Consider the following 25727-nt stretch of genomic DNA (forward strand, 5'->3'; position numbering starts at 1 on the left):
GTACTCCGAGAGAGCGAACGAATGTCCCGCGCTACCCGACGCCGCATCGGCCCGACGGCCGGGGGCGCGCTCCTGCTGGTCCTCGCCGGACTGCTGGTCCTCGCCGTGCTGCTCAGCCTCGCGGTGGGCAGCCGCCAGATCGCGCCGAGCGTCGTGGTGGACGCCCTGACGCACGGCGGCGGCAGTGGCGACGCCCACGTCGTGCGGTCGTTACGGGTGCCTCGCACCCTCATCGGGGTGATGGCCGGCGTCGCCCTCGCCGTGGCCGGCACGGTCATGCAGGGCATCACCCGTAATCCCATCGCCGAGCCCGGCATCCTGGGCGTCAGCCAGGGCGCTTCCGTGGGCGTCGTGTGCGCGATCGCGTTCTTCGGAGTGCACTCGCCGAGCGGTTATGTGTGGTTCGCCTTCGCAGGTGCGGGGATCGCGACCGTCGCCGTCTACGTCGTCGCCAGCGGCGGGCGCGGCGGCGCCACCCCGGTCACGCTCGCCCTGGCCGGCACCGCGATGAACGCCCTGCTGGCCTCCGTGGTCTCCGGCATAACGACCACCGACGCCGGCGCCCTGGACGAGTTCCGGTTCTGGCACGTCGGCTCGCTCAGCGGCCGGAGCGCCGAGATCGCCGGTCAGACCTGGCCGTTCCTCCTCGTGGGGCTGCTGCTGGTCGCCGCGATGGCCCGGGGGCTCGACGCGCTCGCGCTCGGCGAGGACGTGGCCAAGGGGCTCGGCCACAACGTCCCCCTGCTGCGGATCCTCGGAGGGCTCGGCGCGACCGTCCTGACCGGCGTGGCGGTCGCCGCCGCCGGTCCGATCGCCTTCACCGGCCTGGCCGTCCCGCACATCGCGCGGGCGCTCGTGGGCACCGACCACCGCTGGGTCCTACCCGCGGCGGCGCTGCTCGGTCCCGTGATGCTCCTGGTCGCCGACGTCCTCGGCCGCATCGTCTTCCCGCCCTCGGAGGTGCCGGTGGCCGTCATGACCGCACTGCTCGGCGTGCCGTTCCTGATCGCCCTGGTGCGGCGGAAAGCGGTGGTGGCGGCATGACACGTCCTGCGGGCTTCGCCGTCCTGCGCGCGGGGCGGGGCAGCTTCCTGCTGCACCGCAGGGCGGCCCTCGTCGCCGCCCTGCTCGGCGTGGCGCTCGCGGTGACCGCCGTCGCCTATCTGTGCGTCGGCGAGTCCTTCGTCAGCCCCGCGCAGGTCGTACGCATACTCGCGGGGCAGCCGAGCCCCGACGCGTTCGTGGTCGGCACCCTGCGGATGCCCCGCCTCGTGGTCGGTCTGCTCGCCGGCGCCGCCTTCGGCGTCGCCGGGTCCTTCATCCAGACCGTGGCGCGCAATCCGCTCGCCAGCCCGGACGTGATCGGGGTGACACAGGGCGCGGGCGCGGCGACCGTCGCCGCGATGACCTTCAACGTCGCGGCGTACGACACCCTGCCGTACGTCTCGATCCTCGGCGGCCTGGCGGCCGCTTCGCTGGTCTACGTGTTCGCGTGGCGCAAGGGCCTGCACGCCTCGCGCTTCGTGCTCATCGGCATCGGCATCTCGGTGGCCCTCGGCTCCCTGACGCAGCTGTTCCTCACCAAGGGCGACTACCTGGTGGCCCAGCAGGCCAAGGTCTGGCTCACCGGATCGCTGAACGGCCGCGGCTACGACCACGCCGCACCGCTCGCCTCGATCCTGCTCGTGCTGACGCCGGCGCTGCTCTGGGCGGCCCGGGCCCAGCGCACCGTGTCGTTCGACGACGACACGGCGACCGCTCTCGGCGTACGGCTCGGCCGGGTCCGCCTGTGCCTGACCGTCCTCGGCGTCGTGCTGGCGTCGGTGGCGACGGCCGCGGCGGGCCCGGTCGACTTCGTCGCGCTGCTCGCCCCGCAGATCGCCCGCCGCCTCACCCGCACCGCACAGATCCCCCTGCTCGGCTCCGCGCTGACCGGCGCCCTGATCGTGACCATCGCGGATCTGCTGGCCCGCAAGCTGTTCTCCCCGATCGAGCTGCCGGTCGGCGTGTTCACCGCGGCGGTGGGCGCTCCGTATCTGATGTGGCTGATCGTCCGCACTCGCAGCCGTTCCGGAGGTGCCAGATGACCGGCGACAGCACGACCGGGAACCGCCTGAGGGCCGAAGGGCTCGTGCTCACGTACGAGGACCGTACGGTCGTCGACGGCCTCGACCTGGAGATCCCGGACGGGCGGGTCACCGTCATCATCGGGCCCAACGCGTGCGGCAAGTCCACCCTCCTGCGCGCGCTGGGCCGGCTGCTCAAGCCGCGGCGCGGCTCGGTCCTGCTGGACGGCGCCGAGCTGGCACGCATCCCCACCAAACGCGTCGCCCAGGAGATCGGGCTGCTGCCGCAGACCCCCGTGCCGCCGGAGGGCATCACGGTCTCCGAACTGGTCACCCGCGGGCGGCAGCCACACCACAAGTGGTGGCAGCAATGGACGGAGGCGGACGAGCGGGCCGTCGGCGAGGCGATGGACCGCACCGCGACCGGCGACCTCGCGGAGCGGCTGGTCGACGAGCTGTCCGGCGGCCAGCGGCAGCGGGCCTGGATCGCGATGGCCCTCGCCCAGGACACCGACCTCCTGCTGCTCGACGAGCCGACGACCTACCTCGACATCGCGCACCAGGTGGAGGTGCTCGACCTGGTGCGGCAGCTCAACCGTGAGCGCGGCCGGACCGTCGTCGTCGTCCTGCACGACCTCAACCAGGCCGCCCGCTACGCCGACCACCTCATCGCCATGAAGGCGGGACGCATCGTCGCCCAGGGAACACCGGACGAGGTCATCACCGCCGATCTGGTCCACGACGTCTTCGGACTCGCCTCCGTCGTCGTACCGGACCCGGTCACGGGCGGCCCGCTGGTCGTGCCGGGCGCGCCCTGGCAGCACGGATAGGCCCCCGTCACCTCTGGGGTTGCCTCAGGGTCGGCGGATCGGGGTTTTCTCAGGGTTCCTCGTGGAACGTGACTTCCACGGCCGTCCGTTGAACCGGATGACGAAAGGAGCCGATCGATGTACCGATCGAGACAGCACAAGATCATCGCTGGCGTCTGCGGGGGGATCGCGGACCGGTACGGCATGTCGCCGACGGTCGTGCGGGTGCTGTTCCTGCTGTCCTGCATTCTGCCCGGTCCGCAGTTCGTGGCCTACCTCATCATGTGGGTGCTGTTCCCCAAGGCCCCGGCCGCCTCCGCCCCGGGCTACGACTACTCGTACGGGCGGAGGTAGGCGGCAGCCACCGCGCGGGCCCGTTTATGCTCACATCAGGAGAGGTGAGCGATGATGCGGCAACGGCCCCTGACGCTGGTCCAGGACGAGCTGGTCGACTACGAGAAGGCCATGGAGCGCATGGACGCGCTGGTCGAGGAACGACAGGACGACGCGCGGCCCGACACGTTGTGGCTGCTCAGCCACCCGCCGGTCTTCACGATCGGCAAGCGGACGCTGGAGACCCACCTGCCCGACCCGTCGGCCGGCATCCCCGTGGTGCCGACCGGCCGCGGCGGCCAGCTCACCTATCACGGGCCCGGGCAGCTCGTCGGCTATCTCGTCGTGAAGCTGCGGACCGGCGAGGGCGTGGTCGACTACATCCGCGAGGTCGAGCTGCGGCTGGTCGAGGCGCTGGGCACGCTGGGCGTCCCGGCCGAGCGGCGCGACACCCCGCCCGGGTCGGAGCTGCTCACGGGCGTGTGGACCCGGGACACCGGGCGGAAGATCGTCTCGATCGGCATGCGGTCGAGCCGGTCGGTCACCAGCCACGGCTTCGCGCTCAACGTGGACGGCGACCTCACGCCGTGGGACCTCGCGGTCCCGTGCGGAATGCCCGACGTGCAGATGACCTCGATCGCCCGCGAGCTCGGACGGGCCTCCATGGAGGAGACCCGCCGAGTCGTCGCGGAGGCGTTCGAGGCCTCCTGAGGGGTTACGCGACCGGTTCGCGGTCACCCGCGTCGTCGACCGTACGGCGAGGGCCGGCGAACCAGTGCTTGGCCGACAGGTGCCACCACAGGGCGATGCCGATGAGCACGGCGCCCACGGCGATGGGGGCGTAGTTCACCGACGTCCAGGCGAAGTCCTTGTTGCCCGGGACGCCCGCGGGGGCGATGGGCAGGATGAAGTAGATCGAGATGATCGCGATCTCGACCACGGCGATCCAGGACAGCACCTTGTACTTGCGTCCGAGTGTCCAGGGCCCGGGCTGGAAGGAGTCCCCGGCGCGCAGGCGCAGCCAGATCGGGATGAGGAACGCGAGGTAGAGCCCGATCACCGCGATGGACACCACGGCGAGGAACGCCACGGGGGTCGTCGTGCCCTCGGGCGCGTAGAGCGCCGGCAGCGTGATCAGCAGCGCGACCCCGCAACCGGCGATGATCGCGTTGACCGGCGTGCGGTTGCGGTCGACCTTCGACCACAGCCGCCAGCCCGGCACCGCGCCGTCCCGGGAGAACGCGTACGTCATCCGCGACATCGAGGTCACGCAGCTCATGCCGCAGAAGAACTGCCCGATCGTGGAGATGCCGAAGATGACGGTGGCGAGGGTGGACGACAGCGACGAGGTGAAGATGGCCCCCACGAAGCCGCCCTCGGCGTTGACGGCGTCCACGTTCGTGGCCGCGAACAGGAACGACAGCAGCAGGACCCAGCCGCCGATCGCGGAGTAGAAGATCGACTGCCACAGGCCCTTGGCGGCGGTGCGGGCCGCGCCGTGGGTCTCCTCCGACACGTGGGCGCAGGCGTCGAAGCCGGTGATCGTGTACTGCGTGAGCAGGAAGCCCAGCGGCAGCACGTACAGCCAGAACGTCGGGCCCGAGTCGCCGTCGCCGAAGCCGGAGTTGTTGAACGTCTCGAACAGGAAGCCCACATCCTGGTGCTTCGACGGGCCGAAGATCAGGATCAGCACGACGGCCGCCGCGCCGAACACGTGCCACCACACCGAGACGTTCTGCAGCAGTGAGATCAGGCGGTGGCTGAAGATGTTGATCAACGCGTGCAGCACCAGGACGATCGCGAACAGCAGGAAGGTCTGGTGCAGCGCGTTGCCGTTCGCCCAGGAGTCGCTGAACCGCCCGATCGTGATGTTCAGGAACGTCGCGCAGCCGTAGTCTACCGACGCGGTCACCGCGATCAGGCCGATCAGGTTGAGCCAGCCGGTGAACCAGCCGTGGACGGGCCCGCCCAGCTTGGCGGCCCACCAGTAGATGCCGCCCGCCGTGGGGTACGCGGAGACCAGCTCCGCCATGCAGAACCCGATGATCAGGATGAACGCCGAGATCAGCGGCCAGCCGATGGAGATCGCAAGGGGTCCGCCGTTGTTCCACGCCTGGCTGAAGGTGGTGAAACACCCGGCCAGGATCGAGATGATGGAGAAGGAGATCGCGAAGTTGGAGAACCCGCTCCAGGTGCGGGCCAGTTCCTGCTTGTAGCCGAGTTCCGCTAGTCGTTTGGCGTCGTCGTCGAGGGCTTGCGCCACTGAGGCCTCCTCTAACTACTGGTGCGGAGTTTCCGGACGCCGTCGAGCAGGCGTCCGAAGCTGGGATTTCCGAGGTCGCGTACGGCTTGGGCGAACTTGTCTGCGGCCTCGGCGGAGTAGTCGAACCCGGGCAGGGCCCCGTCGCGGACCAGCCCCTCGTGGATGACGAACCAGAGCGTCCAGGTGAGGTTGGACATGATCAGGTTCAGCCGCACCCGGGGGACTTGCTCGTCGTCGCCGAAGTAGCCCCGCGTGAGCCGTACGACCTGGTCGGGATCGAAGTCGGATTCGGCGGCGATGTCCCCCAGCTCGAAACAGGGGTCGTTGTTGCCGGAGAGCTGGTAGTCGACGATCCGGACGCCATCGCCGGTGGCGATCAGGTTCTCGGCCAGCAGGTCGTTGTGGCAGGGCACCGTGGGGAACGGGCGCCGGGCCAGCGCCGCCTCGATGTCGGCCACGGCCGGCAGCACGTCCTCATAGCCGTCGGGGAGGGCCAGGCCGTGGGCGCGGCACCGCGCCACGAACTCCCGGAGCTTGCCGAAGATAGAGAAGTCGTTGCCGAAGCGAGGACCGGCGTGCAGGCGGCGGCAGGCGTCCGCCACCTCCTCGATCCGCGCGGCCACGGCCGGGACGTCGAGGGTGACCCCCTCGACGTACTCCAGGAGGAGGACGCCCGGCAGCACGTGGACGACGCGGGGGCCGATCCCGGACGCCGCGGCGGCGACCGTGTTGGCGATCTCCTGGTCGAGCGGGATGCCGAGGCCGGTCTCGGCGATGCGCGGGTCGAGCACCCGCAGGAGCCAGCGGTCGCCGTCCTCGCTGTCGACCCTGGCGATGTGGTGGCTGAGCCCGCCCTTGATCGTCGTGAAGGTCAGAGGCCGCCCGGCCCAGGCCGTGACGAGATCCATTGCGTCTGCGACGGGATCTGGCATGCCCGGCTCCTTTTGGTCTACCTTCAGACCATTGATCCGATTGTCTGGGCCGGGTGTTACAGGACGGTACCGATGTCGCAACTTCCCGCAGACGCCCGCGCCGTCGTCATCGGCGGTGGAGTGGCCGGATGCAGCGTCGCCTATCACCTCGCCCGGCTCGGCTGGACCGACGTGATCCTGGTCGAACGGCACGACCTCACCGAGGGCACGACCTGGCACTCCGCCGGCTTCGTCGGCCAGCTCAGGTCCACCGTCACGCAGACCAGAATGATCATGTATTCGGCCGGTCTCTACCCCGAACTGCGCGAACTGACCGGGCTCGATCCGGGCTGGCACGGCGTGGGCGGCCTGCGCCTGGCCACCACCCCCGAGCGCATGGAGGAACTGCTGCGCCAGGCCGGGGCCGCCGAGACGTACGGGCTCGACCTGGAGCTGCTCGGCCCCGGGGGCACGCTCGACCGGCTGCCGCTGCTGGAAGTGGGCGACGTCCTCGGGTCGTTGTGGCTGCCCGGGGACGGCTGGCTCGACCCGGCCCGGCTCGGTCACGCCCTGGCCGAGGGCGCCCGCAGGCTCGGCGTACGGATCTTCACCGGTGTCGAGGTCACCGGCGTCGACGTCCACGACGGCCGGGTGTCGGCCGTACGGCTGGCCGTGGCTGATGCCGAACACGTCGTGCGCACGGAGACCGTCGTGAACGCGGCGGGGGCGGCGGCCGGGGTGGTCGGGCGGATGGCCGGTGCCGACATCCCGATCGTGCCGATCAAGCACCAGTACGTGGTCACCCCGGCGTCCGGCGTCCCGGCGGACACGCCGACCGTCCGGGACCCGGACAACATCGTGTACTTCCGTGAGGAGGACGGCGGCATCCTCGTCGGGGGCTACATCAGGAGCCCGCAGATCTGGGACACCGGCCGGCCCTTGTCCGTGCCCCGCACCCTTTTCGCGCCCGACATGCCGAAGTTCCGCGAGTCGTGGGACTCGGCCGTCCGGCGGGTGCCGTCGCTGAGGTCGGTGGGGGACGGCGACGACCCGGCCGCGTTCCGCAAGGTCGTGCACGGGCCGGAGGCGTTCACGCCCGACTCGGAGTTCCTGCTGGGGGAGACCGAGGTCGCCGGACTGTGGGTGGCGGCCGGTTTCTGCGTGCACGGCCTGGCCGCCGCCGGCGGCGTGGGCAAGGTCATGGCCGAGTGGATCGTCGAGGGCGCCCCCGAGTACGACGTCTTCCGCATGGACGTGCGCCGTTTCGGCTCTTATGCCCGGTCGGCCCGCTGGGCCCGCGCCAGGGCCCTGGACTCCTACAGCACGTACTACGACATCGTCTATCCCGGCGAGGAGCGCACCGCCGCCCGCCCGCTGCGCCGTTCGCCCGCCTGGGTGCGGCACGAGGCGCTGGGCGCGTCCTTCGGCGAGAAGGCCGGGTGGGAGCGGGTCAACTGGTATCCGCCCACCTCGGATGAGGACGTGGCACGGCCGAGGGGATGGGCGGGCAGGGTCTGGTCTCCGGCGATCCGCGAGGAGTGCCTGGCGACGCGGGACGCCGCCGGGCTGTTCGATCAGACGTCCTTCGCCAAGCTGGAAATCTCCGGATCTGTCGCTGACCTGGAGCGGCTCGCGGGCAACGCCCTTGACCGGCCCGTCGGCTCGGTCGTCTACACCCAGTTGCTCGACCGACGCGGGGGCATCGAGGCGGACGTCACCGTGACCCGGCTGGCGGAGGACCGGTTCCGTCTCGTCACCGGCACCGCGTTCGGGGACCACGACGCCGCGCTGCTGCGCCGTCACGGGCTCGCGGTCGCCGACGTCACCTCCGCCTACGCCTGCTACTGCCTGTGGGGACCTCGCGCGTACGAGATCCTGGCGTCGCTGACGGACGACGATCTGACCTTCGGCTACCTGCGGGCCGCCGAGATCAGCGTGGGGCACGTCCCGGTGCTCGCCCAGCGGGTCACGTTCGTGGGCGAGTTCGGCTGGGAGCTCTACTGCCCGTCCGAGTACGGGCTGACGCTGTGGGACTCCCTCATGGCGGCGGGCCTGCCGCACGGCATGCGGCCGGCGGGCTACCGCGCGCTCGACTCGCTGCGGCTGGAGAAGGGCTACCGCGTGTGGGGGCTCGACGTCACACCCGAGACCACCCCGCTGGAGGCCGGGCTCGGCTTCGCCGTCCGCCCGGAGCGCCGGGCCGCCCTGCCGCGTCCCCGTACGGCGCTGCGCTGCCTGGTGCTCGACGACGGGCGTGACGACGGGCGTGACGGCGGGCGTGACGGCGGGCGTGACGTCTGCCTGGGCGGCGAGCCCGTCCGGCTGGACGGCCGTCCGGTCTCCCGCGTCACCAGCGGCGGATTCGGCCACCGGGTCGGCCGCTCGATCGCGTACGTGTACCTGCCGCTGGACGTGCAGCCCGGCGGGCGTGTGGACATCGGCGTCAACGGCGGCCGCGTGGGCGCCACCGTCGTCCGGGAGCCGCTCTACGACCCGGACGGCCTCTGGATCAAGGCCGAGCCCTGGCGGTAGGTGGGCGTCGAGTCGCTGGTCATGGGGGCAGCTCGCCCCGGGTGGGCAGGCCCTGCCAGGAGCTGTGGCTGGCGACCGCGAAGGCGGCCACCGAGATGCCGCGCTTGAGGCGGTCGGACGGGTGCAGGCCGTCCAGGATCGCGCTGAGGTAGCCCGCGACGAACGCGCCGCCGACCTCGGAGGGGTCGACCGCGGTCACAGGGGCGGCCTGGGTGTCGTAGCGCAGGCCCTCGACGGTGGCGCTGGCTCCCTTGGCGCCCCGGGTCACGACCAGTTCGGGCGTGGACGCGAGCACGGGCTCCACGAGCATGAGCTCGTCCTGGGTAGCGAAGAGCACGTCGGCCGAGGCGGCGAGTTCGGTGAGTCCCTGCCGGGCCTCCTCCGAGCTCTCCCACAGGTTCGCGCGGTGGTTGACGTCCACGGAGACGAGCACGCCGGCGTCCCTGGCGATTTTGACGGCGTGGTGGACGGCGCTCCATGCGAGGCCGCTCAGCCCGAGGGTGACGCCGGTGACGTGCAGGATCCGCGCCGACTGGACCGCCTCACCGGGCACGTCGCCGGTCGACAGGTGCGACCCGGCCGAGCCCTCCCGGTAGTGGACGGCGTGCGACGAACGGCCGATGCGCCGCTGCCGGAGGATCAGCCCGGTCGCCGTCGTCTCGTCCACCCGTACGTGGGAGACCTCCACGCCCTCGCCGCGCAGCACGGTCAGCGTGCGCATGCCCAGTTCGTCGGCGCTGACCCGGCCCAGCCAGCTCACCGTGTGGCCGAGCCGGGCCAGGCCGACCGCCGTCGTCAGCTCGGGCCCCTCCACGTCGAGGCGAATCGTCATGTCGTGCCGGAGCCGATCGCCGGAGACGACGCCCAATGCCTCTCCGAGCGTGAAAACCTCGGTCATGCCGTAAGTCCGCGGGATCGCACCCGGAAAGCATGACAGAGCCTGATCCGCCCGGGAAAGCCCCGACTCAGGCGCCGAACGCGTCCACGGCGGCCTGGCAGAAGGCCTTCAGGTCGTCCGGCTTCCGGCTGGTCACCAGCGTGTTAGGACCGCCCGTGCAGACCATGACCTCCTGGTCCACCCAGGTCGCCCCCGCGTTCCGCAGGTCGGTCTGGAGGCTGGGCCACGAGGTCAGCGTGCGCCCGCGCACCACGTCGGCCTCCACGAGGGTCCACGGCGCGTGGCAGATCGCCGCGACCGGCTTGCCCGCCTCGAAGAACTCCTTGACGAACCGTACGGCCTCCGGCCGCGTGCGCAGGAAGTCGGGGTTGGCGACCCCGCCGGGGAGGACCAGCGCGTCGAAGTCGGCGGCGGAGACCTCTCCGGCCACGGCGTCCACCGGGAAGGTGTCGGCCTTGTCGAGGTGGTGGAACGCCTGGATCTCGCCGCGTTCCACCGAGACCAGCTTCGGAGTGCCGCCCGCCTGCTGGACGGTCTTCCACGGCTCGGTGAGCTCGACCTGCTCGACCCCCTCGGGTGCGACGAGGAATGCGATCGTCTTGCCCTGGATCATCGTTGCTCCCCTCTTTTGCTCGTTCTTGACGTCGCGTGCCCCGCCGGCCGCGATCTATGCCGTCTGCGGGGTAGGGGATCGGCATGCCCGTGCTGGTGGGGACCTCTGGATGGCAGTACGCCGACTGGCGCGACCTCGTCTATGGGGGCGTGCCGCAGAGGCTGTGGCTGGAGCGCTACGGCGAGATCTTCGCCACGGTCGAGAACAACAACGCCTTCTATCGGCTGCCGAAGCGGGAGACGTTCGAGTCCTGGCGGGAGCGTACGCCGCCCGGCTTCGTCATGGCGGTCAAGGCCAGCCGCTTCCTGACGCACATCAAGCGGCTGAAGGACCCGGAGGAGCCGGTCGAGCGGCTGATGGGCGTGGCCGAGGGCCTCGGCCCGAAGCTGGGCCCCATCCTGCTGCAACTGCCGCCGACCCTCCAGGTGGACGCCGGGCGGCTGCGGGCCTGCCTGGCCCGGTTCCCGCGCGCCGTACGGGTCGCGGTCGAGCCCCGGCACGCCTCGTGGTGGACCGACGAGATCCGCGCTCTGCTGACCGAGTTCGGGGCCGCGCTGTGCTGGGCGGACCGGCTCGGCCGGCCGGCCGGACCCCTGTGGCGTACGGCCGACTGGGTCTACCTGCGCTTCCACGAGGGAGGGGCGGAGCCCTGGCCCAACTATGGGCGGCGTGCGCTGCGCAGCTGGGTGGACCGTCTGGGGGACGCGCCGGACGCCTACGTCTACTTCAACAACGACCCCGGTGGCGCCGCCGTACGCAACGCGATCACCTTCGCCGAGCTGGCGTGCGCGCAGGGGCGGGACGTCAGCAGGGCGCGGCTCCCCGAGCCGACCTCCAAGCGGACCCCCGAGCCCGTCCGGTCGTGACCGGACGGGCGAGTGTCACCCCCGGCATGACGGATCAGGCGCGGCGGTCGTCGGCCGCGTGACGCCCGCCCGCCACCAGCTGGTCCGAGGGCGACTGCTGGGCGGGTATGGAGAGGCGGTTGTGCGGCGCGGTGGGACGCTCCGCCTGCTCGGCGCGCTCGGCCCGCTCGGTCCGGTCGTCGACTCCGTCGCCGTCCCGGTCGACCTTCGGGGTGGACGTCGGGGTCGTCGAGGCCGTCGGGGTCGTCTCCAGACGGCGCTCCAGGTCGCGCTTCTCGGCCTCCAGGCGGGACACGCGGTCCCGCTCCGCCAGGCGCGCCTCACGCAGCCGGCGGCGCTTCACGGCCGCGCGGCGCATGCCGCCGGTGATGAGCAGCAGACCGGCGACGAATACGGCGGCGGTCACGACACCGGCGATGAACAGCTCGAACGGGCTGAGGTTGAACGTGCGGTCCAGGACCGTGATCGGCATGGTGTTCGCGGTGTCGTTCACCGACACCTCGATCACAGCCGCCGCCGCGATCAGAACCAGAAGCAGGCCCAATAAGACCATCTGCGCTCACTCCCAGTGCGGTTGCGATTGGTTGACGCTTATCCGACTGCCCAGGAGAGCGGCGTTCATGTGCCGCGGGTCACAACACCGTCAAGGCAAAGAATGCGCGTTAACACTGCGGTTACAAACGGGCAAAAGATACGAAATGCCAGAACGGCAATGTCGAGCGTGGCGGACGAACGCCAGGCCGCCTCGTTCGAAGGGATCGACGTGACCTACAAGGCCGAGTACATCTGGATCGACGGCACGGAGCCGACCGCGAAGCTCCGCTCCAAGACCAAGGTCCTTGCCGACGGCGCCGAGCCGCCGCTGTGGGGCTTCGACGGGTCCAGCACCAACCAGGCCACCGGTCACTCCTCCGACCTGGTGCTCAAGCCGGTGTTCACCTGCCCCGACCCGATCCGCGGCGGTGACAACGTGCTCGTCATGTGCGAGGTCCTGCACACCGACATGACCCCGCACGCGACGAACACCCGCGCCCCGCTCGCCGAGGTGGCCGAGAAGTTCGCCGAGCAGGACTCGTGGTTCGGCATCGAGCAGGAGTACACCTTCTTCAAGGAGGGCCGCCCGCTCGGCTTCCCGCTGGGCGGCTTCCCCGCCCCGCAGGGCGGCTACTACTGCGGTGTCGGCGCCGACGAGGTGTTCGGCCGTGACATCGTCGAGTTGCACCTCGACCGCTGCCTGGCCGCCGGCCTGAAGATCTCCGGCATCAACGCCGAGGTCATGCCCGGCCAGTGGGAGTTCCAGGTGGGCCCGGCGGGTCCGCTGGAGGTCGGCGACCACATGTGGGTCGCCCGCTGGCTGCTCTACCGCACCGCCGAGGAGTTCGACGTCGCCGCCACGCTCGACCCGAAGCCGGTGAAGGGCGACTGGAACGGCGCGGGTGCGCACACCAACTTCTCGACCAAGGCCATGCGCGAGGGCTACGAGCCGATCATCACGGCCTGCGAGGCCCTGGCTGAGAACGCCCTGGAGCACGTCAAGAACTACGGCCACGGCGTCGAGGACCGCCTCACCGGCCACCACGAGACCGCCCGGTGGGACAAGTTCAGCTACGGCGTCTCCGACCGCGGCGCGTCCGTCCGCATCCCCTGGCAGGTCGAGCTGGACAAGAAGGGCTACATCGAGGACCGGCGCCCCAACGCCAACGTCGACCCCTACGTCGTCACCCGCCTGATGGTCGACACCTGCTGCACCGCTCTGGAGAAGGCCGGCCAGATCTGATCGGCTTCACGAGGAACTGAACGGTTCCCTCATCTCCCTACGGCTCCCGCGTTCCGGCGCGGGAGCCGTACGCGTTTTACGGCGGCTGTGCGGCGGCCGGCGGGCGGTCGAAGTGTCCCGAGTTGACAATGATTTTCATTTGCGAGACATTTGAAAGGGATGTTTCCCCTGATGCATCGCTTGGTGCACTGCTTTGACGCACTGCTTTGATATGCCGACTTGAGGACTCGTCGTGCTCTCGCCTCTCGCCCGTACGCTGTCGTCCGCCGCCCTGCTCGTGCTGTTCGCCGCCGGGTGCGGCGAAGGGAACGCGTCCTCTTCGCCTTCCGACCCGGCCCAGCCGCTGAAGGTGGTGGCGACCACCACACAGGTGGCCGACTTCGCCCGCAACGTCGGCGGTGACCGGGTCAGCGTCCACCAGTTGCTCCGGCCGAACGTCGATCCCCACGACTACGAGCCGTCCCCGGCGGACATGCAGGCCATCGCCGAGGCCGACGTGCTCGTCAAGAACGGCGTGGACCTGGAGAGATGGCTGGACGAGACGATCTCGGCCGCCGGTTTCGACGGGCCCGTGGTGGACGCCTCCCAGGGCGTGCAGATCCGCGACGGCAATCCGCACATCTGGCACAACCCCCTCAACGCCAAGACGATGGTCGACACCATAGAGAAGGCGTTCGCCGCCGCTGACCCGCGCGACGCCGCGGCCTACCAGGCCAACCGGGTGGCGTACGACGCGAAGCTGGACGCGCTCGACGGCGAGATCGCCAAGAAGGTCGAGTCCATCCCCGCGGACCGGCGCAAGCTCGTGACCAACCACGACGCCTTCGGCTACTACCTCGACCGTTACGGGCTGACGTTCGTCGGCTCGATCATCCCGAGCTTCGACACCTCGGCGGAGCTGTCCGCCAAGCAGGTCTCCGACCTCGTCGCCAAGATCAAGGCGACCGGAGCGGCGGCGATCTTCTCGGAGGCGTCGCTGCCGCCGAAGACGGCCGAGGCGATCGGGCGCGAGGCCGGGGTGCGGGTCGTGGCCGGAGAGGACGCGCTGTACGGCGACTCGCTGGGCCCCGAAGGGTCGGCCGGTGCGACCTACCTGCAGATGGAGGAGCACAATACCGACACCATCGTCAACGCGTTGAGGGGGACCGTCGCATGAGTGAGCGCGCGCCGACCCTGGTGCTCGACCGGGCGAGCGTGGCCTACGGCGACGTCCCGGTGCTGGAAGAACTGAACGGCGTCGTCCACGAGGGCGAGGCCGTGGCGCTGATCGGCCCGAACGGCGCCGGAAAGTCCACGTTCATCAAGGCGCTGCTCGGCCTGGTGCCGGTCGTACGCGGCCGGATCGAGGTGCTGGGCAGGCCCCCGGCGCAGGCCCGCCGCGACGTCGCCTACGTGCCGCAGGCCGACACGCTCGACCCGGACTTCCCGGTGTCGGTCGAGCAGGTCGTGATGATGGGCCGCTACCGGCGGATCGGCTGGCTGCGCCGCCCCTCCGCCGGCGACCGGGCCGAGGTGGCCGACGCCCTGGAGCGGGTCGGGCTGGCCGGGCGGGCCCGTGACCGGTTCGGCACGCTGTCGGGCGGGCAGCGCCAGCGGGTGCTGCTGGCCAGGGCCATCGCCGCCAAGCCGCGGATGCTGCTGCTCGACGAGCCGTTCAACGGCGTGGACGCGGTCAGCCAGCACGCGTTGCTGGAGGCGATCGGCTCGCTCAAGGCGCAGGGCGCCTCCGTCGTCGTCAGCACCCACGACCTCGCCATCGCCCACCTCGCCTGCGACGAGGTGTGCCTGCTCAACCGGAGCCAGTTCGGGTTCGGCCCGACCGGCGACGTGCTGACGCCCGAGCGGCTGCGCGCGACGTACGGCGGGCACGCGCTCGAACTGCGCGGCGACCGGGTGATCGTGACCCAGACATGATCTTCTTCGAGCCCTTCCAGATGCCCTTCATGGCGCGGGCGCTGGTCGAACTGGTTCTCCTCGGCGCGCTCGCGGGCACCGTCGGCGTGCTGGTGCTGCTGCGCCGGCTCGCCTTCGTCAGCGACACCCTGACGCACACCGTCTTTCCCGGCGTGGTCATCGGCCACCTCATGGCCGGGAACGGCGGCATCTTCTGGGGCGCGCTGGCCGCCGGGGTCGTCACCGCCGTCCTGCTCACGCTGCTCACCCAGCGCCGCAGGGTGAGCGAGGACGCCGCGCTCGCCATGCTGCTGACCACGCTGTTCGCCGTCGGCGTCGTCATCGTGTCGCGGCAGACCGGCTTCACCGCCGACCTCACGGCGTTCCTGTTCGGGCGGGTGCTGACGGTCACCGAGGCGCAGCTCGCGCAGACCGCCGTCGTGACGGTCGTGGTCGTGGCGCTGCTGGCGGTGCTGCGGCGGCCGCTGCTGTTGCGGGCCTTCGACCCCGAGGGCGCCCAGGCGGCCGGCGTGCGCGTCGGCCTGCTCGACCTCGTGGTGAACGTCGCGGTCGCGCTGGTGGTCGTGGCCGCCGTGAAGGCGGTCGGCACGGTCCTCGTGATCGCGTTGCTCATCGTGCCGGCCGCGGCGGCGCGCAGCCTGTCGGACCGGCTCGCGGTCATCGTGCCGCTGGCCTGTCTCGTCGGTGCGGCCGCCGGGTGGCTGGGGCTGGTCGTGAGCTACGAGGCGTCGGTCGGGCATGGCATCAGGCTCGCCTCCGGCGCGACCGTGGTGCTCGCGCTGGTGGCGATGTACGGCCTGGCCCACGCCGCCGCGTACGTCCGCAGGAAGGCGGGCCTGAGCCGGGCCCGCCGCCGCTCGGTCCTGGAGGCGGCGTGAACTGGCTCGACTCCACCGTCCACCGGGCCCTCGTCGAGGCCGTCCTGGTCGGCGCGCTGGGAGGGGTGGTCGGGGTCTTCGTGGTCGCGCGGCGGCTGCCGTTCTTCACGATGGCCCTCACGCACGCGACGTTCCCCGGCATCGTCGTCGCCGCCCTGCTGGGGGTGAACATCTACCTCGGCGGCGGGCTGTTCGGGCTGCTGGTGGTCGCCGCCGTCCTCGCGTTCGGCCGGGGCCGCGGGCAGGACTTCACCACGGCCACCGGCATCGCGCTGTCGGGCGGCTTCGCGCTCGGTGTGGTGCTGGTGTCGTCCCAGGACGGCTTCACCAAGGACCTGGCGGCCTACACGGTGGGCGACGTCCTCGCCGTCGGCACGGGCGACCTGGTGGCGACCGTCGCCGTCGCCGCGGGCGTGCTGCTCGTGCTCGCCCTGGTGGGCAAGGAACTGCTGCTCGCGGCGTTCGACCCGGTGGGGGCGGCGGCGCTCGGGCTGCCCACCGTGCTGCTGGACTTCGCACTGCTCGCGGTCGTCGAGGTGACCGTCGTCGCCACCGTGCCCGCGCTGGGCACGATCCTCGCCGTGGCGCTGATCGTGGGCCCGGCCGCGACGGCCCGCCTGCTCACCGACAGGTTCGCGCCGCTGTTCCCGCTCGCCGCCGGGATCGGGGTCGCGTGCGCCCTCGCGGGCGTGTGGGTCTCCACCCGATGGAACGTCGCGACCGGGGCCTCCATCGCCCTGTTCGTGGGCCTGGTGTTCGGGGCGGTCTTCCTCGGCACCGCCGTACGCGGCCGGGCCGGACGGGCCGCGGCCGTCAGGGTCTGATCATCAGGGCGTGAGCAGCACCTTGATCGCGCCGTCCTCCTTCTTCTGGAAGATCTCGTAGCCGTGCGGGGCCTGGCCGAGCGGCAGGCGGTGCGTCGCCAGGTCCTCGACCCCCAGGGGATCGCCGTCGCCGGTCAGCAGCGGCATGAGATCGTCCACCCACCGCTTGACGTGGGCCTGGCCCATCCTGAGCGTGACGCCCTTGTCGAACAGCTGCAGCATGGGCATGGGGTCGGTCATCCCGCCGTACACGCCGCTGATCGAGATCGTGCCGCCGCGGCGCACGGTCTCGATGGCGTCCTGCAGGGCGGCGAGCCGGTCGAGGCCGGCGCGGGTCATCATGGCGGCGGCGGCCTTGTCGGGCAGCATGCCGGTGACCGTCTGGGCGAGCTTGCCCACGGTGTAGCCGTGCGCCTCCATGCCGACGGCGTCGATGACCGAGTCGGTGCCCCGGCCCCCGGTCATCGACCGGATCGCCTCGGGCACGTCGTCGGTCTCGTTCCCGTCGATCACCTCGATGCCGTGCCGGCGGGCCATCTCCAGGCGTTCGGGGACGATGTCCACGCCGATCACCCGGTAGCCGCGGTGGCGGGCGATGCGGGCGGACATCTGCCCGATCGGGCCGAGGCCGAAGACCGTGACGCTGCCGCCGTCCGGCACCTCGGCCCACTCGACGGCCTGCCAGGAGGTGGGCAGCACGTCGGAGAGGTAGACGAACCGCTCGTCCGGCGGCCCGTGCGGCACCTTGATCGGCCCGAAGTGCGCCTGCGGGACGCGCAGGTATTCCGCCTGGCCGCCGGGCACCTCGCCGTACAGCTTCGTGTAGCCGAAGAGCGCGGCTCCGGTGTCGTACTCGCGGACCTGGGTGGTCTCACACTGGGCGTACAGCGCGCGGTCGCACATGAAGCAGTGGCCGCACGAGATGTTGAACGGGATCACCACGCGGTCGCCGGGCGAGATGTGGGTGACCTCCGCGCCGACCTCCTCCACGATGCCCATCGGCTCGTGGCCGAGGATGTCGCCCTCGCCGATGAACGGGCCGAGCACCTCGTAGAGGTGCAGGTCGGAGCCGCAGATCGCGGTGGTGGTGACCCGGATGATCGCGTCGGTGGGTTCCTTGATGGCGGGGTCGGGGACCTCCTCCACCCGGACGTCGCGCTTGCCGTGCCAGGTAACTGCCTTCATGGTTCCCCGCCTGCCCCGCTTACGGCGGGGGAAACGGGCTCTATATCCGGATCAGAGGTGCAGCACGCTGCCCTGCCCGTCCACCTGGTCGGCGTGGTCGTCGTCGAACCACACGCCTCCCGTGGCGAGGTAGCGGAACCGGTGCGCGCCGGGCGGGAGGATCACCGACACGGTGCGGGTGCCGTTCCTGCGCCGCAGCAGTTCGTGGCGGCCGGGCAGCCAGTCGTTGAAGTCGCCCACCACGCTGACCGTTCCCGAGGGCTCGTCAACGGGCAGGGCGAAGGTGACGCGGGTCTTCTGCCCGAACAACCTGGTGCGTTTGAGCATGTCGCATAGCCTGGCGTATTGCCCCTAAAGGAAGAAACAAGTACACGCAGGACGTAACACAATATTCACGGCCTTTTCAGGGCGTGTGCCCGACGCCGCAGAGGAACCACGTGGGCAGGTGGCGGCCGGCCTGCCGGGCGAGCAGGTTCTCGTCGTCGGGCCGCCAGTCGTCGAGCGGGACCAGGCCCGGCTCGATGAGCCGGAAGCCGCCGAACAACTCGTGGATCTGCTCGCGGCTCCGCAGCGTGACGCCGTTGCTGGCCTGCCGGTAGACGGCCGCCCCCTCGCGGGCGTCGCCGGCCCGTTCCTCGTCGGTGACGTGGGACAGCACGAGGTGGCTTCCGGGGGCGACGGACTCCCCGAGGCGGGTGACGAGCTCGGCCGGCTTGTCGTCGTCGGAGAGGAAGTGCAGCACGGCCACGAGCAGGACGGCGACCGGCTCCGACAGGTCGATCAGCGACCTCAGCTCCGGATCGGCCAGGATCTCCTCGGGGCGCCGCAGGTCCCCGTGCACGGTGACGGTGGTGGCGGTGGCGCCCGACAGCAGCGCCCGGGCGTGTGCGAGCACGACCGGGTCGTTGTCCACGTACGCCACCCGGACACCGGGGTCCAGCTCGTGCGCCACCTCGTGGACGCTGCCCTCGGTCGGCAGCCCGGTGCCGATGTCCACGAACTGCCGGATCCCGGCCTCGGTCACCAGATGGCGTACGGCCCGGCGCAGGAAGGCACGGTTGCGGCGGGCCAGCGAGGGGGCCTCGGGCGCGACACTCATGACCCGCTCCGCGGCTTCCCGATCGGCCGCGAAGTTGTCCTTTCCGCCGAGGAAATAGTTGTACATGCGCGCAGGATTGGGGACGCGCGCATCGATGCCGGGTGGCGGCGCGTCATCGGCCACGCAAGGTCTCCTCACTCACGGTAGTAAAGAGGACTTCATGCGAGCATAAGGGCCGCCGAGGAAAAACCCAACGAAGAACGCCATAACTCTGTGACTCCACCTTCCCACCGGATTTGCGTTCGCCGATAAGAGGCAGGCCACGGGCAGCGGCAGAAGGAAGAGCCACAGCCGGTGGGCGACCGGCCACTGCGGATCGTCCTGCAGGGGCCATAGCCAGAGCTCGGCGGTCAGGAAGAGCGTGACGGCGAGCAGCCCGAACTGGGCCGCCGCGCCCGCGAGGGCCGCGGACCGGCCGTGCCGGGGGCGCAGCCGTACGGCGACGGCGGCGCCGGACAGTCCGGTGAGTACGCACGCGGCGGCCTCCAGCGCCAGGTCGCCGGCGAGCAACGGAGAGCCCTGGGGCAGGAAGACGACGATCAGCGCGAGGGTCGTCCCCCAGGCCGCGAGGGCGGCCCCGGCGGCGAGAGCGGTGCGCAGCCACATGCGCAGCCACCTCGGCACAGGCGTGGCGAGCGTGCCGTATGCCAGGGGATCGACGAGAGCGAACCCCGCCGTGGCGCCCATCGCCCCGGCCGACAGCCGTGACAGGACCACGGCATCGCAGCTCACCACAGCACCGCGGGTGAGGGCGGCGGCGACGATCACGGCCGCGGACGCCAGCCACGTCCAGGCGAGCGGCGCCCAGTCGACGGCCCGCAGGAGCGGGCGGACGAGGATCAGTGCCGTACGGATCACGAGCAGTCCTTCCTATCGTCGGGGTCCGGGGTGAGGCCGAGCAGCGGAAGCGCCTGCTCGACCGTGGTCGCCGGGTCCAGGAGGGTCGTCCAGTGGGCCCACACACGTGCGCGGGCGTCCGGGCGCGCGACCAGGCGCTCGGCATACCGGTAGAGGCGCTCGGCGGCGGGCCGCTCGGAGTCCTTCGTCTGTGCCCAGGACGAGGCGGCGACACGTACCGGCCCGGCCTGGCCGCCCAGCCACAGGGCGACGAGCGTGCGCGCCCGTCCCCACTCGGCGCATCCGGGCGTGCCCACACGAACGAAGATGCCGGAGGCGCCGTACAGCGGATCGGTGATCGACGTGCGCCACCACTCGGGGTCCGGCACGCCGGCCACCCGGGCCGCCGCCTGGCCGCCGAGCCAGGCTTCCGAGAGCTCCGCGGTCCCGTGCCTGCCCCACAGGAAGAACGGTCCTGTGGGGTGCGGCCACCCCGGCCTCGTCACCGTCTCCCGCCCCTGGCCGAAGGAGACGTCGCCGATCCGCTGCCTGATCTCGGGCACCCGGGCGCGCTGGGCGGGCGGAACCGCGGCGACCACGGGCCGCACCGCGCGCGCCCAGAGCGGGATCCACGCCTCGTAGCCCGGATAGGCGCAGTAACGCACCCCCTCGGCCTCCCGGCAGCGCTGCGCCTCGGGCGCCGACCATCGCGCCAGCCTCTCCTGAGGCACAGCATCGCGCAGGCCGGCGATCGCGACGGCCCCCGTGGGCACCGCGACCGCCAGCCCGGCCAGCGCGGCGAGCGAGCGCCGGGGCCACAGGCCGTACCGGGCCATGCCGAGGGCGGCCGCCAGCGGGACCAGGGCCAGGACGTAGACGAGGTGGGTGCCCGACGGCCGAGGGTTGATCTCCACAGGCAGGTCGTGATGCAGGATCACCGGAAGCAGCGCCGCCCACGAACCGCCCGACCTGGACAGCTCCGCGGGCGCCGCGACCGCGAAGAGCACGACGGGCCCGGTGGCCGGTCCGGGGAGCCACCGGCCCACGGCGACGCCGAGGACGCCGCAGAGCGCAGCCCCGGCAGGCCCGGTCAGTGCCTCCCACGGATCGAACCGGCCTGCCGGGTGCGCCGGCAGCAGGCTCAGCAGGTGGACCGCCGCGGCCGCGCAGGCCGTCGCGGCGGCGACCGCCGGAGCGGCGACCAGCAGCGCCCGGGTCCTGGCCTGGGCCCGGACCGGCAGCGCCCGGATGGTCTCCGGCATGCCGTGACGCCGCTCCCGGTTCACGGCGAGGTTCGCCGCCAGCAGCGCGCCCGCCCCCACGAGCAGGCAGCCGTACGCCGTGTCGATCGTCACCTCGGGCCAGGCGGGCGCGCGGGTCCACGTCTGCCAGACGCGCAGCGCGACCATGAGCACCGCGGCTCCCCAGACCAGCGGGTCGCGCAGCAGCCGGACGGCCTCGAACCTGACCAGACTCATGCCGCCTCCTGGGTGCGGCCGACGAGGAGCAGGTAGCCGTCCTCCACCGTCGGCTCGGCCGGGACGGCGTCCGCCGGGGTATCGCCGATCGTGCGGTAGCGCCCGTCGGCCGTCCGCCAGAAAAGCGCGCCGGGCCCCGGACGGTGGTCGCCGAGGCTCACCCGGCCGGCGGCGACGGCCGCGAGCCCGGAAGGGGTGCCGTCGAACAGGATCCGCCCGCTGTCCATCACGACCACCCGCTCGCACAGCGCCGCGACGTCCTCCGTCTGGTGGGTGGACAGCAGGACCGTACGGCTCTCGCCCAGACGGGAGACCAGGGCGCGCAGCCGCAGTCGCTGCTCGGGGTCGAGGCCGACCGTCGGCTCGTCCAGGACGAGCAGGTCGGGCCCGTCCAGCAGGGCTTGGGCGAGCGCGAGCCGTTGCCGCATGCCGCCCGACAGCTTGCGCACCTTCGTGCGCGCCCGGTCGGCGAGGCCGACCTCGGCGAGCACCCGCGTGACCTCCCGGTGCCGTTCGCGCCGGTCCGTCATCTCCTTCAGGATCGCGACGTAGTCGAGCGTCTCGAAGGCCGTGAAGTGGGGGTAGAAGCCAGGGTCCTGCGGCAGGTAACCGAGTCGCCGGCGCACGCCGGTCCGCCCGGACGCCGTGGCCGGGTCGAGGCCCAGGACGCGCAACTCCCCGGCGTCGGGCGCGAGCGTCGTGGCCAGGCAGCGCAGCAGCGTCGTCTTGCCCGCGCCGTTCGGACCGAGCAGGCCCGTCACGCCGGCGCCGAACGCGATGTCGAGGCCGTCGAGCACGACCGTGTGGCCGTACCGCTTGCGCAGGCCGCGCACAGTGACGGTGGGGGTCATCGGGGCTCCGCGGGGTCGAGGAGATGGCGCCGGACGTACAGGACGAGGGTGAGCAGCGCTACGGCGCAGCCGTAGAGCACCTGCGCGCCGGGCCGGAACGGCAGCGTGCGGTCGCCCGTCACCGCTCCCACCCCCGTCACGACTGCGACCCAGCCGCCGCCCAGGGTCACGGCGGCGAGAGGCAGCGGCACTCGCGTGGCCAGTGCCAGGCAACCCGAGGTCATCGTCAGCGCGGGGAGCAGCCAGGCCCAGGCGACGGACGGCATGGTGGCGGCCGGCAGCAACGGCACGGCCAGAGCGGTCAGCGCGAGCGCCGTCAGGAGCACGGCTGTCGAGCGCACCAGCAGCAGCGGCGCTCCCGCCATGGGTGTGGCCGCGTACGTCTCGTGGGCGGGGTCGATCCGGCGGCCGTACGCGAGCGCGATGCCCGCCGTCGGCAGCACGGGGGCCAGTGTCAGGAACGCGAGGAATCCATGGCCGGCCAGGTGCGCGGCCGCCACGGCGAAGCCGAGCGCGACCGCGACGGCCGCCGCCCACGCGCGGCTCAGCGCGGGCGTCGCGGCGAGCAGCCGGGCCAGGTGCCCGGGTACTCCGGCGCCGCGCAGCAGCCGCTCCGTCAGCGGCGGGGCGGGGGCGGCGACCTCCGCCGCGATCCGCTCCCACGACGTGGCCAGCCACCCGCCGTCGGCGGGAACCGCCGTACGGCACCGGGCGCAGCGGACGAGGTGGGCCTCGACGGACATGACGCCCACCGGATCGAGCGAGCCGTCCAGGTAGCGTTCCAGCAGGCCGGGCGGGATGTGCCAGTCGCCGGTCGTCATGCCAGCTCCTCTCTCAGCCGGGCCTTGGCCCGCATGAGCCGGGTTTTCACGGTGCCTTCGGGAATGCCGAGCAGCCGGGACGCCTCGCGGACGGTCAGGCCGTCGAGGACGGTCGCCTGGATCACGGCGCGCAGTTCCGGTGACAGGCGGGCCAGGGCGCCGCCGAGGTCGCCGTGCTCGACCCCGAGCAGCACGCTGTCCTCCGCGGAGGCGAGGCGGGCGCCTGTTTCCGCGAGTGCGGTGTCGGCGAGCGCGGCGGCGGCGATCCAGCGTCCGCCGGGACGTCTCAGGGCGGAGGCGAGGCGGCGCGCGGCGATCGTCCAGATCCAGGCGGCGGCGTCGTCGCCCTGCGGCGAGTAGCGGCGCGCCCCGCGCCAGATCGCGACGAACGTGTCCTGGATCGCGTCGTCCACGAGGTCGGGGTCGGCGCACCTGCGCAGCAGGCGGGCGCGCAGCCAGGGCGCGTGCCGGTCATGCAGCAGCCGGAGCGCCTCGACGCGTTCCGCCGCCACGGCCGCCATCAGGTCGTGATCGTCACTGGACGGGCTCACGGGCGGTGGATGCGGGCGCTTGCGGGGGAACCGCAGGGAGAGGGGGCGCATGTCTCGTCTATCGCGGCGCGCGCGCCGATCGGTTCACGAGGTACGGACGTCCTAGGACCATCGCCCGATGTGGGGGAGCGGCTCGGAGATCTATAACGGGCACATGTACGCCATCAGATTGCATGCATTCGGTCCCGCTGAGAATCTCCTCTACGAGGAGGTCGAGGATCCCGAGCCCGGGCCGGGCCAGGTCCGCGTGGCCGTACGGGCGGCGGGGGTGCACCTGGTCGACACCACGTTGCGGGCCGGGAAGTACGCCGGCGGCCCGATCCCCGTCCCCGACCTGCCCACGATCCCCGGCCGGGAGGTCGCCGGGATCGTCGACGCCGTCGGTCCCGGGGCCGATCCTGGCCTGGTCGGCAGGCGGGTGGTGACCCATCTGGGGATGGTTCCCGGCGGATACGCCGAACTGGCCGTGCGGGACGCCTCGGCGATCCACGAGATCCCGGACGGCCTCGGGTACGGCGAGGCGGTGGCGATGATCGGCAGCGGCCGGACGACCATGGGCATCCTCGACATCGCGGAGATCCGGGCGGACGACGTCGTCCTGGTGACGGCGGCGGCCGGAGGCATCGGCAACCTGCTCGTGCAGGCGGCGGTGCGGGCAGGCGCCACGGTCGTCGGGCTCGCCGGCGGAGCGGCCAAGGTGGGCCGGGTGCTGGAGCTGGGCGCGCACCACGCCGTGGACTACGCCGTGCCCGGCTGGCCCGACCAGGTGAGGGCGATCCTCGGCGACCGGGAGGTCACGCTGGCGCTCGACGGCGTCGGCGGGGCCCTCGGGCGCGCCACCCTGGAACTGCTCGGCGTCGGCGGCAGGATCGTGCTGTTCGGCTGGGCGGACGCGCAGGGCGGCCCGACCGCGCTGACCACGCAGGACCTGTTCGCGCGCGGCATCACCGCGGCGGCGGCGGTCGGCGCGCGGGTGCTGAAGCGGCCGGGCGGCCTGCGGGGCCTCGAGGAGCGTGCGCTGGCGGCCGCGGGGTCGGGCGCGCTGGTCCCGCTGGTGCAGAGCTTCCCGCTCAAGGACGCCGCCGCCGCGCACGCCGCGCTGGAGACCCGCGCGACCACGGGCAAGGTGGTGCTCGTTCCCTAGGTGACCACAACGGGATGGGGGAGCACCGAGGTGTGGCAGTAGCCGAGGTCGTTCCAGGGCGTGGTGTCGGGCTGGGAGCGGCCGTGCTCGTCGGTGGCCCGCACCCGCACGACGTAGGCGCCGGGGGCGGGGTCCCAGGGGAACCGCCAGCGGGTCCAGACGCCCGCGAGGCCGGGCCCGTCGAGGTCGGCGGGTAGCCACGGGCCGTCGTCGATCCGGTAGTCCACCGCGGTCACGCGGTCCTCCCCGGCGTACGCCCGGCCGCGGATCGTCTGCGGCCCGGAGTGCAGCCGCGCGGGCCAGGGCAGCTCGACCAGGCTCGCGACCGGCGTGGAGGTGATCGGCACGGCCGGACGTCCGGGGCTGACGATCACGTAGTCCTCGGTGTTCCACGGCACGCTCAGCGGCCGGTCGGACACCTCGATCCGGCCCACCCACTTGATGCTCGCCGCGCCGAGCCAGCCGGAGACGAGCACGCGGGCGGGGAAGCCGTGGTCGGGCGGCAGGATCTCGCCGTTCATGGCGAGCGCGAGCAGGGTGTCGGGGGCCAGGGCCTTGGCCAGGGGCATCGGGCGGCGCCCGCGCGCCTCGTCGAGCCCCTCCGGCATCACCTCGACGGCGGCGTCGGTTAGGCCGGCGGGTTCGAGCAGGTCGCGCAGCGGGATCCCGGTCCACTCGGCGGTCGCGATCGCGCCCCGGCCCCATTGCACCCCGCCGAAGCGGCGGCCGTGCTCGATGCCGAACAGGGCGCGACGGTTGCCCGCGCACTCCATGGTGCGGATGAGGGACACGAGCGGGAACCGGCGCCAGAGGTCGTCGTAGGTGTAGCGGACGGTCCGGCGTACGCCGGCGCCCTCGACGCGCAGCGTCCAGGTTCTCGCGTCGAGGCGGGGGGTCGGTGCGTGGTTGCGGACGAAGAAGCGGTCGAGCGGGGTGAGCAGGCCCGGCAGGCGGTCGGGCCGGGTGCCGTAGTCGAGGCCGGTGCCCGCGTCCTCCATGAGGGCGGCGATGGCCGGCTTCACCACCGGCGTGCGGATGTCGCGTGTCGTGTGCATCGGCCCTTCCCTTCCGGGCCGA

General features: G+C 72.1%; 27 protein-coding genes. 13 read left to right on the forward strand and 14 right to left on the reverse strand.

The genetic code is table 11. The features are described 5' to 3' along the window. Positions 1-21 precede the first annotated feature (21 nt). The 5 genes from ACIBK1_RS07130 to lipB all read left to right on the forward strand — a co-directional run bounded on the left by ACIBK1_RS07130 (position 22) and on the right by lipB (position 3919). Positions 22-1044 carry a FecCD family ABC transporter permease gene (locus ACIBK1_RS07130; protein WP_030510795.1) on the forward strand — a complete coding sequence of 341 codons (1023 nt, stop codon included), beginning with the start codon at positions 22-24 and terminating at the stop codon, positions 1042-1044. Then, complete coding sequence (locus ACIBK1_RS07135) at positions 1041-2087, forward strand: FecCD family ABC transporter permease (protein WP_396733026.1); 1047 nt, start codon at positions 1041-1043, stop codon at positions 2085-2087. The genes ACIBK1_RS07130 and ACIBK1_RS07135 overlap by 4 nt, the downstream gene beginning before the upstream one ends. Further along, the gene (locus tag ACIBK1_RS07140) at positions 2084-2896 is read left to right on the forward strand and encodes an ABC transporter ATP-binding protein (protein WP_030510797.1); all 813 of its coding nucleotides are present in this window, start codon (positions 2084-2086) and stop codon (positions 2894-2896) included. The genes ACIBK1_RS07135 and ACIBK1_RS07140 overlap by 4 nt, the downstream gene beginning before the upstream one ends. Before the next feature lie 117 nt (positions 2897-3013). Then, a complete protein-coding gene (locus ACIBK1_RS07145; RefSeq protein WP_030510798.1) occupies positions 3014-3229 on the forward strand; it encodes a PspC domain-containing protein in 216 nt (71 codons plus the stop codon). Positions 3230-3283: 54 nt separating this feature from the next. Continuing rightward, positions 3284-3919: a lipoyl(octanoyl) transferase LipB gene (lipB, locus tag ACIBK1_RS07150; protein ID WP_197042829.1), complete on the forward strand. Its 636-nt coding sequence runs from the start codon at positions 3284-3286 to the stop codon at positions 3917-3919. A gap of 4 nt (positions 3920-3923) precedes the next feature. Here the strand turns inward: lipB and ACIBK1_RS07155 are convergent, their stop codons facing one another. Together ACIBK1_RS07155 and ACIBK1_RS07160 are read right to left on the reverse strand one after the other, a co-directional pair. Continuing rightward, positions 3924-5471: an amino acid permease gene (locus ACIBK1_RS07155; protein ID WP_030510800.1), complete on the reverse strand. Its 1548-nt coding sequence runs from the start codon at positions 5469-5471 to the stop codon at positions 3924-3926. Positions 5472-5482: 11 nt separating this feature from the next. Beyond that, positions 5483-6403, reverse strand: a complete 921-nt coding sequence (locus ACIBK1_RS07160; protein ID WP_396733030.1) for a phosphotransferase — start codon at positions 6401-6403, stop codon at positions 5483-5485. Positions 6404-6475: 72 nt separating this feature from the next. Here ACIBK1_RS07160 and ACIBK1_RS07165 point away from each other — a divergent pair, with 72 nt between their 5' ends. Beyond that, positions 6476-8914, forward strand: a complete 2439-nt coding sequence (locus ACIBK1_RS07165) for an FAD-dependent oxidoreductase (protein WP_396733033.1) — start codon at positions 6476-6478, stop codon at positions 8912-8914. 19 nt (positions 8915-8933) lie between these two features. Here ACIBK1_RS07165 and ACIBK1_RS07170 read toward each other — a convergent pair whose 3' ends face one another. After that, the gene (locus ACIBK1_RS07170; RefSeq protein ID WP_396733036.1) at positions 8934-9812 is read right to left on the reverse strand and encodes a sugar kinase; all 879 of its coding nucleotides are present in this window, start codon (positions 9810-9812) and stop codon (positions 8934-8936) included. Between the two features lie 67 nt (positions 9813-9879). Further along, a complete protein-coding gene (locus tag ACIBK1_RS07175) occupies positions 9880-10425 on the reverse strand; it encodes a type 1 glutamine amidotransferase domain-containing protein (RefSeq protein ID WP_396733039.1) in 546 nt (181 codons plus the stop codon). An 83-nt stretch (positions 10426-10508) separates the two neighbouring features. Here ACIBK1_RS07175 and ACIBK1_RS07180 point away from each other — a divergent pair, with 83 nt between their 5' ends. After that, positions 10509-11291 (forward strand): DUF72 domain-containing protein, encoded by a 783-nt coding sequence (locus ACIBK1_RS07180; RefSeq protein WP_076442807.1) that lies wholly within the window; start codon positions 10509-10511, stop codon positions 11289-11291. 34 nt (positions 11292-11325) lie between these two features. Here ACIBK1_RS07180 and ACIBK1_RS07185 read toward each other — a convergent pair whose 3' ends face one another. Further along, positions 11326-11844 carry a hypothetical protein gene (locus tag ACIBK1_RS07185; RefSeq protein ID WP_156081125.1) on the reverse strand — a complete coding sequence of 173 codons (519 nt, stop codon included), beginning with the start codon at positions 11842-11844 and terminating at the stop codon, positions 11326-11328. A 168-nt stretch (positions 11845-12012) separates the two neighbouring features. Between ACIBK1_RS07185 and glnII the strand changes: the two genes are divergently transcribed. From glnII to ACIBK1_RS07210, 5 genes are all read left to right on the forward strand, one after another. Next, the gene (glnII, locus tag ACIBK1_RS07190) at positions 12013-13068 is read left to right on the forward strand and encodes a glutamine synthetase (RefSeq protein ID WP_387077490.1); all 1056 of its coding nucleotides are present in this window, start codon (positions 12013-12015) and stop codon (positions 13066-13068) included. Positions 13069-13300: 232 nt separating this feature from the next. Next, positions 13301-14224 (forward strand): metal ABC transporter substrate-binding protein, encoded by a 924-nt coding sequence (locus ACIBK1_RS07195; RefSeq protein WP_036408241.1) that lies wholly within the window; start codon positions 13301-13303, stop codon positions 14222-14224. Then, positions 14221-14982 carry a metal ABC transporter ATP-binding protein gene (locus tag ACIBK1_RS07200; protein ID WP_030510809.1) on the forward strand — a complete coding sequence of 254 codons (762 nt, stop codon included), beginning with the start codon at positions 14221-14223 and terminating at the stop codon, positions 14980-14982. The genes ACIBK1_RS07195 and ACIBK1_RS07200 overlap by 4 nt, the downstream gene beginning before the upstream one ends. Continuing rightward, positions 14979-15860, forward strand: a complete 882-nt coding sequence (locus tag ACIBK1_RS07205) for a metal ABC transporter permease (RefSeq protein ID WP_030510810.1) — start codon at positions 14979-14981, stop codon at positions 15858-15860. Before ACIBK1_RS07200 ends, ACIBK1_RS07205 begins: the two co-directional genes overlap by 4 nt. Beyond that, positions 15857-16684, forward strand: coding sequence for a metal ABC transporter permease (locus ACIBK1_RS07210; protein WP_030510811.1), 828 nt, complete (start codon positions 15857-15859; stop codon positions 16682-16684). The genes ACIBK1_RS07205 and ACIBK1_RS07210 overlap by 4 nt, the downstream gene beginning before the upstream one ends. A 3-nt stretch (positions 16685-16687) precedes the next feature. On the opposite strand, the gene ACIBK1_RS07215 is transcribed toward ACIBK1_RS07210, so the two are convergent. The 8 genes from ACIBK1_RS07215 to ACIBK1_RS07250 form a co-directional block, all read right to left on the reverse strand. Then, positions 16688-17869: a zinc-dependent alcohol dehydrogenase gene (locus ACIBK1_RS07215; protein WP_396733045.1), complete on the reverse strand. Its 1182-nt coding sequence runs from the start codon at positions 17867-17869 to the stop codon at positions 16688-16690. A gap of 51 nt (positions 17870-17920) precedes the next feature. Beyond that, a complete protein-coding gene (locus ACIBK1_RS07220; RefSeq protein WP_030510813.1) occupies positions 17921-18196 on the reverse strand; it encodes an isoamylase early set domain-containing protein in 276 nt (91 codons plus the stop codon). A gap of 76 nt (positions 18197-18272) precedes the next feature. Continuing rightward, positions 18273-19091: an SAM-dependent methyltransferase gene (locus ACIBK1_RS07225; protein ID WP_363528651.1), complete on the reverse strand. Its 819-nt coding sequence runs from the start codon at positions 19089-19091 to the stop codon at positions 18273-18275. Between the two features lie 15 nt (positions 19092-19106). Then, positions 19107-19826: a hypothetical protein gene (locus tag ACIBK1_RS07230; protein ID WP_396733048.1), complete on the reverse strand. Its 720-nt coding sequence runs from the start codon at positions 19824-19826 to the stop codon at positions 19107-19109. Further along, positions 19823-21283, reverse strand: coding sequence for a hypothetical protein (locus tag ACIBK1_RS07235; protein ID WP_396733051.1), 1461 nt, complete (start codon positions 21281-21283; stop codon positions 19823-19825). The genes ACIBK1_RS07230 and ACIBK1_RS07235 overlap by 4 nt, the downstream gene beginning before the upstream one ends. Further along, positions 21280-22134 (reverse strand): ABC transporter ATP-binding protein, encoded by an 855-nt coding sequence (locus tag ACIBK1_RS07240; protein ID WP_396733054.1) that lies wholly within the window; start codon positions 22132-22134, stop codon positions 21280-21282. Before ACIBK1_RS07240 ends, ACIBK1_RS07235 begins: the two co-directional genes overlap by 4 nt. Continuing rightward, on the reverse strand, positions 22131-22955 hold the full coding sequence (locus tag ACIBK1_RS07245; RefSeq protein WP_396733057.1) for a zf-HC2 domain-containing protein: 825 nt from the start codon (positions 22953-22955) through the stop codon (positions 22131-22133). Before ACIBK1_RS07245 ends, ACIBK1_RS07240 begins: the two co-directional genes overlap by 4 nt. Further along, the gene (locus tag ACIBK1_RS07250) at positions 22952-23557 is read right to left on the reverse strand and encodes an RNA polymerase sigma factor (RefSeq protein ID WP_051762289.1); all 606 of its coding nucleotides are present in this window, start codon (positions 23555-23557) and stop codon (positions 22952-22954) included. The genes ACIBK1_RS07245 and ACIBK1_RS07250 overlap by 4 nt, the downstream gene beginning before the upstream one ends. A gap of 103 nt (positions 23558-23660) precedes the next feature. On the opposite strand from ACIBK1_RS07250, the gene ACIBK1_RS07255 reads away from it, so the two are divergent. After that, positions 23661-24650: a zinc-binding dehydrogenase gene (locus ACIBK1_RS07255; protein WP_396733060.1), complete on the forward strand. Its 990-nt coding sequence runs from the start codon at positions 23661-23663 to the stop codon at positions 24648-24650. Here the strand turns inward: ACIBK1_RS07255 and ACIBK1_RS07260 are convergent. Then, complete coding sequence (locus tag ACIBK1_RS07260; RefSeq protein ID WP_396733063.1) at positions 24647-25705, reverse strand: sulfite oxidase; 1059 nt, start codon at positions 25703-25705, stop codon at positions 24647-24649. The genes ACIBK1_RS07255 and ACIBK1_RS07260 overlap by 4 nt on opposite strands. Between the last annotated feature and the right edge of the window lie 22 nt (positions 25706-25727).

Source organism: Microbispora rosea (assembly GCF_044460045.1).
In the GTDB taxonomy this organism is placed as follows: domain Bacteria; phylum Actinomycetota; class Actinomycetes; order Streptosporangiales; family Streptosporangiaceae; genus Microbispora; species Microbispora rosea.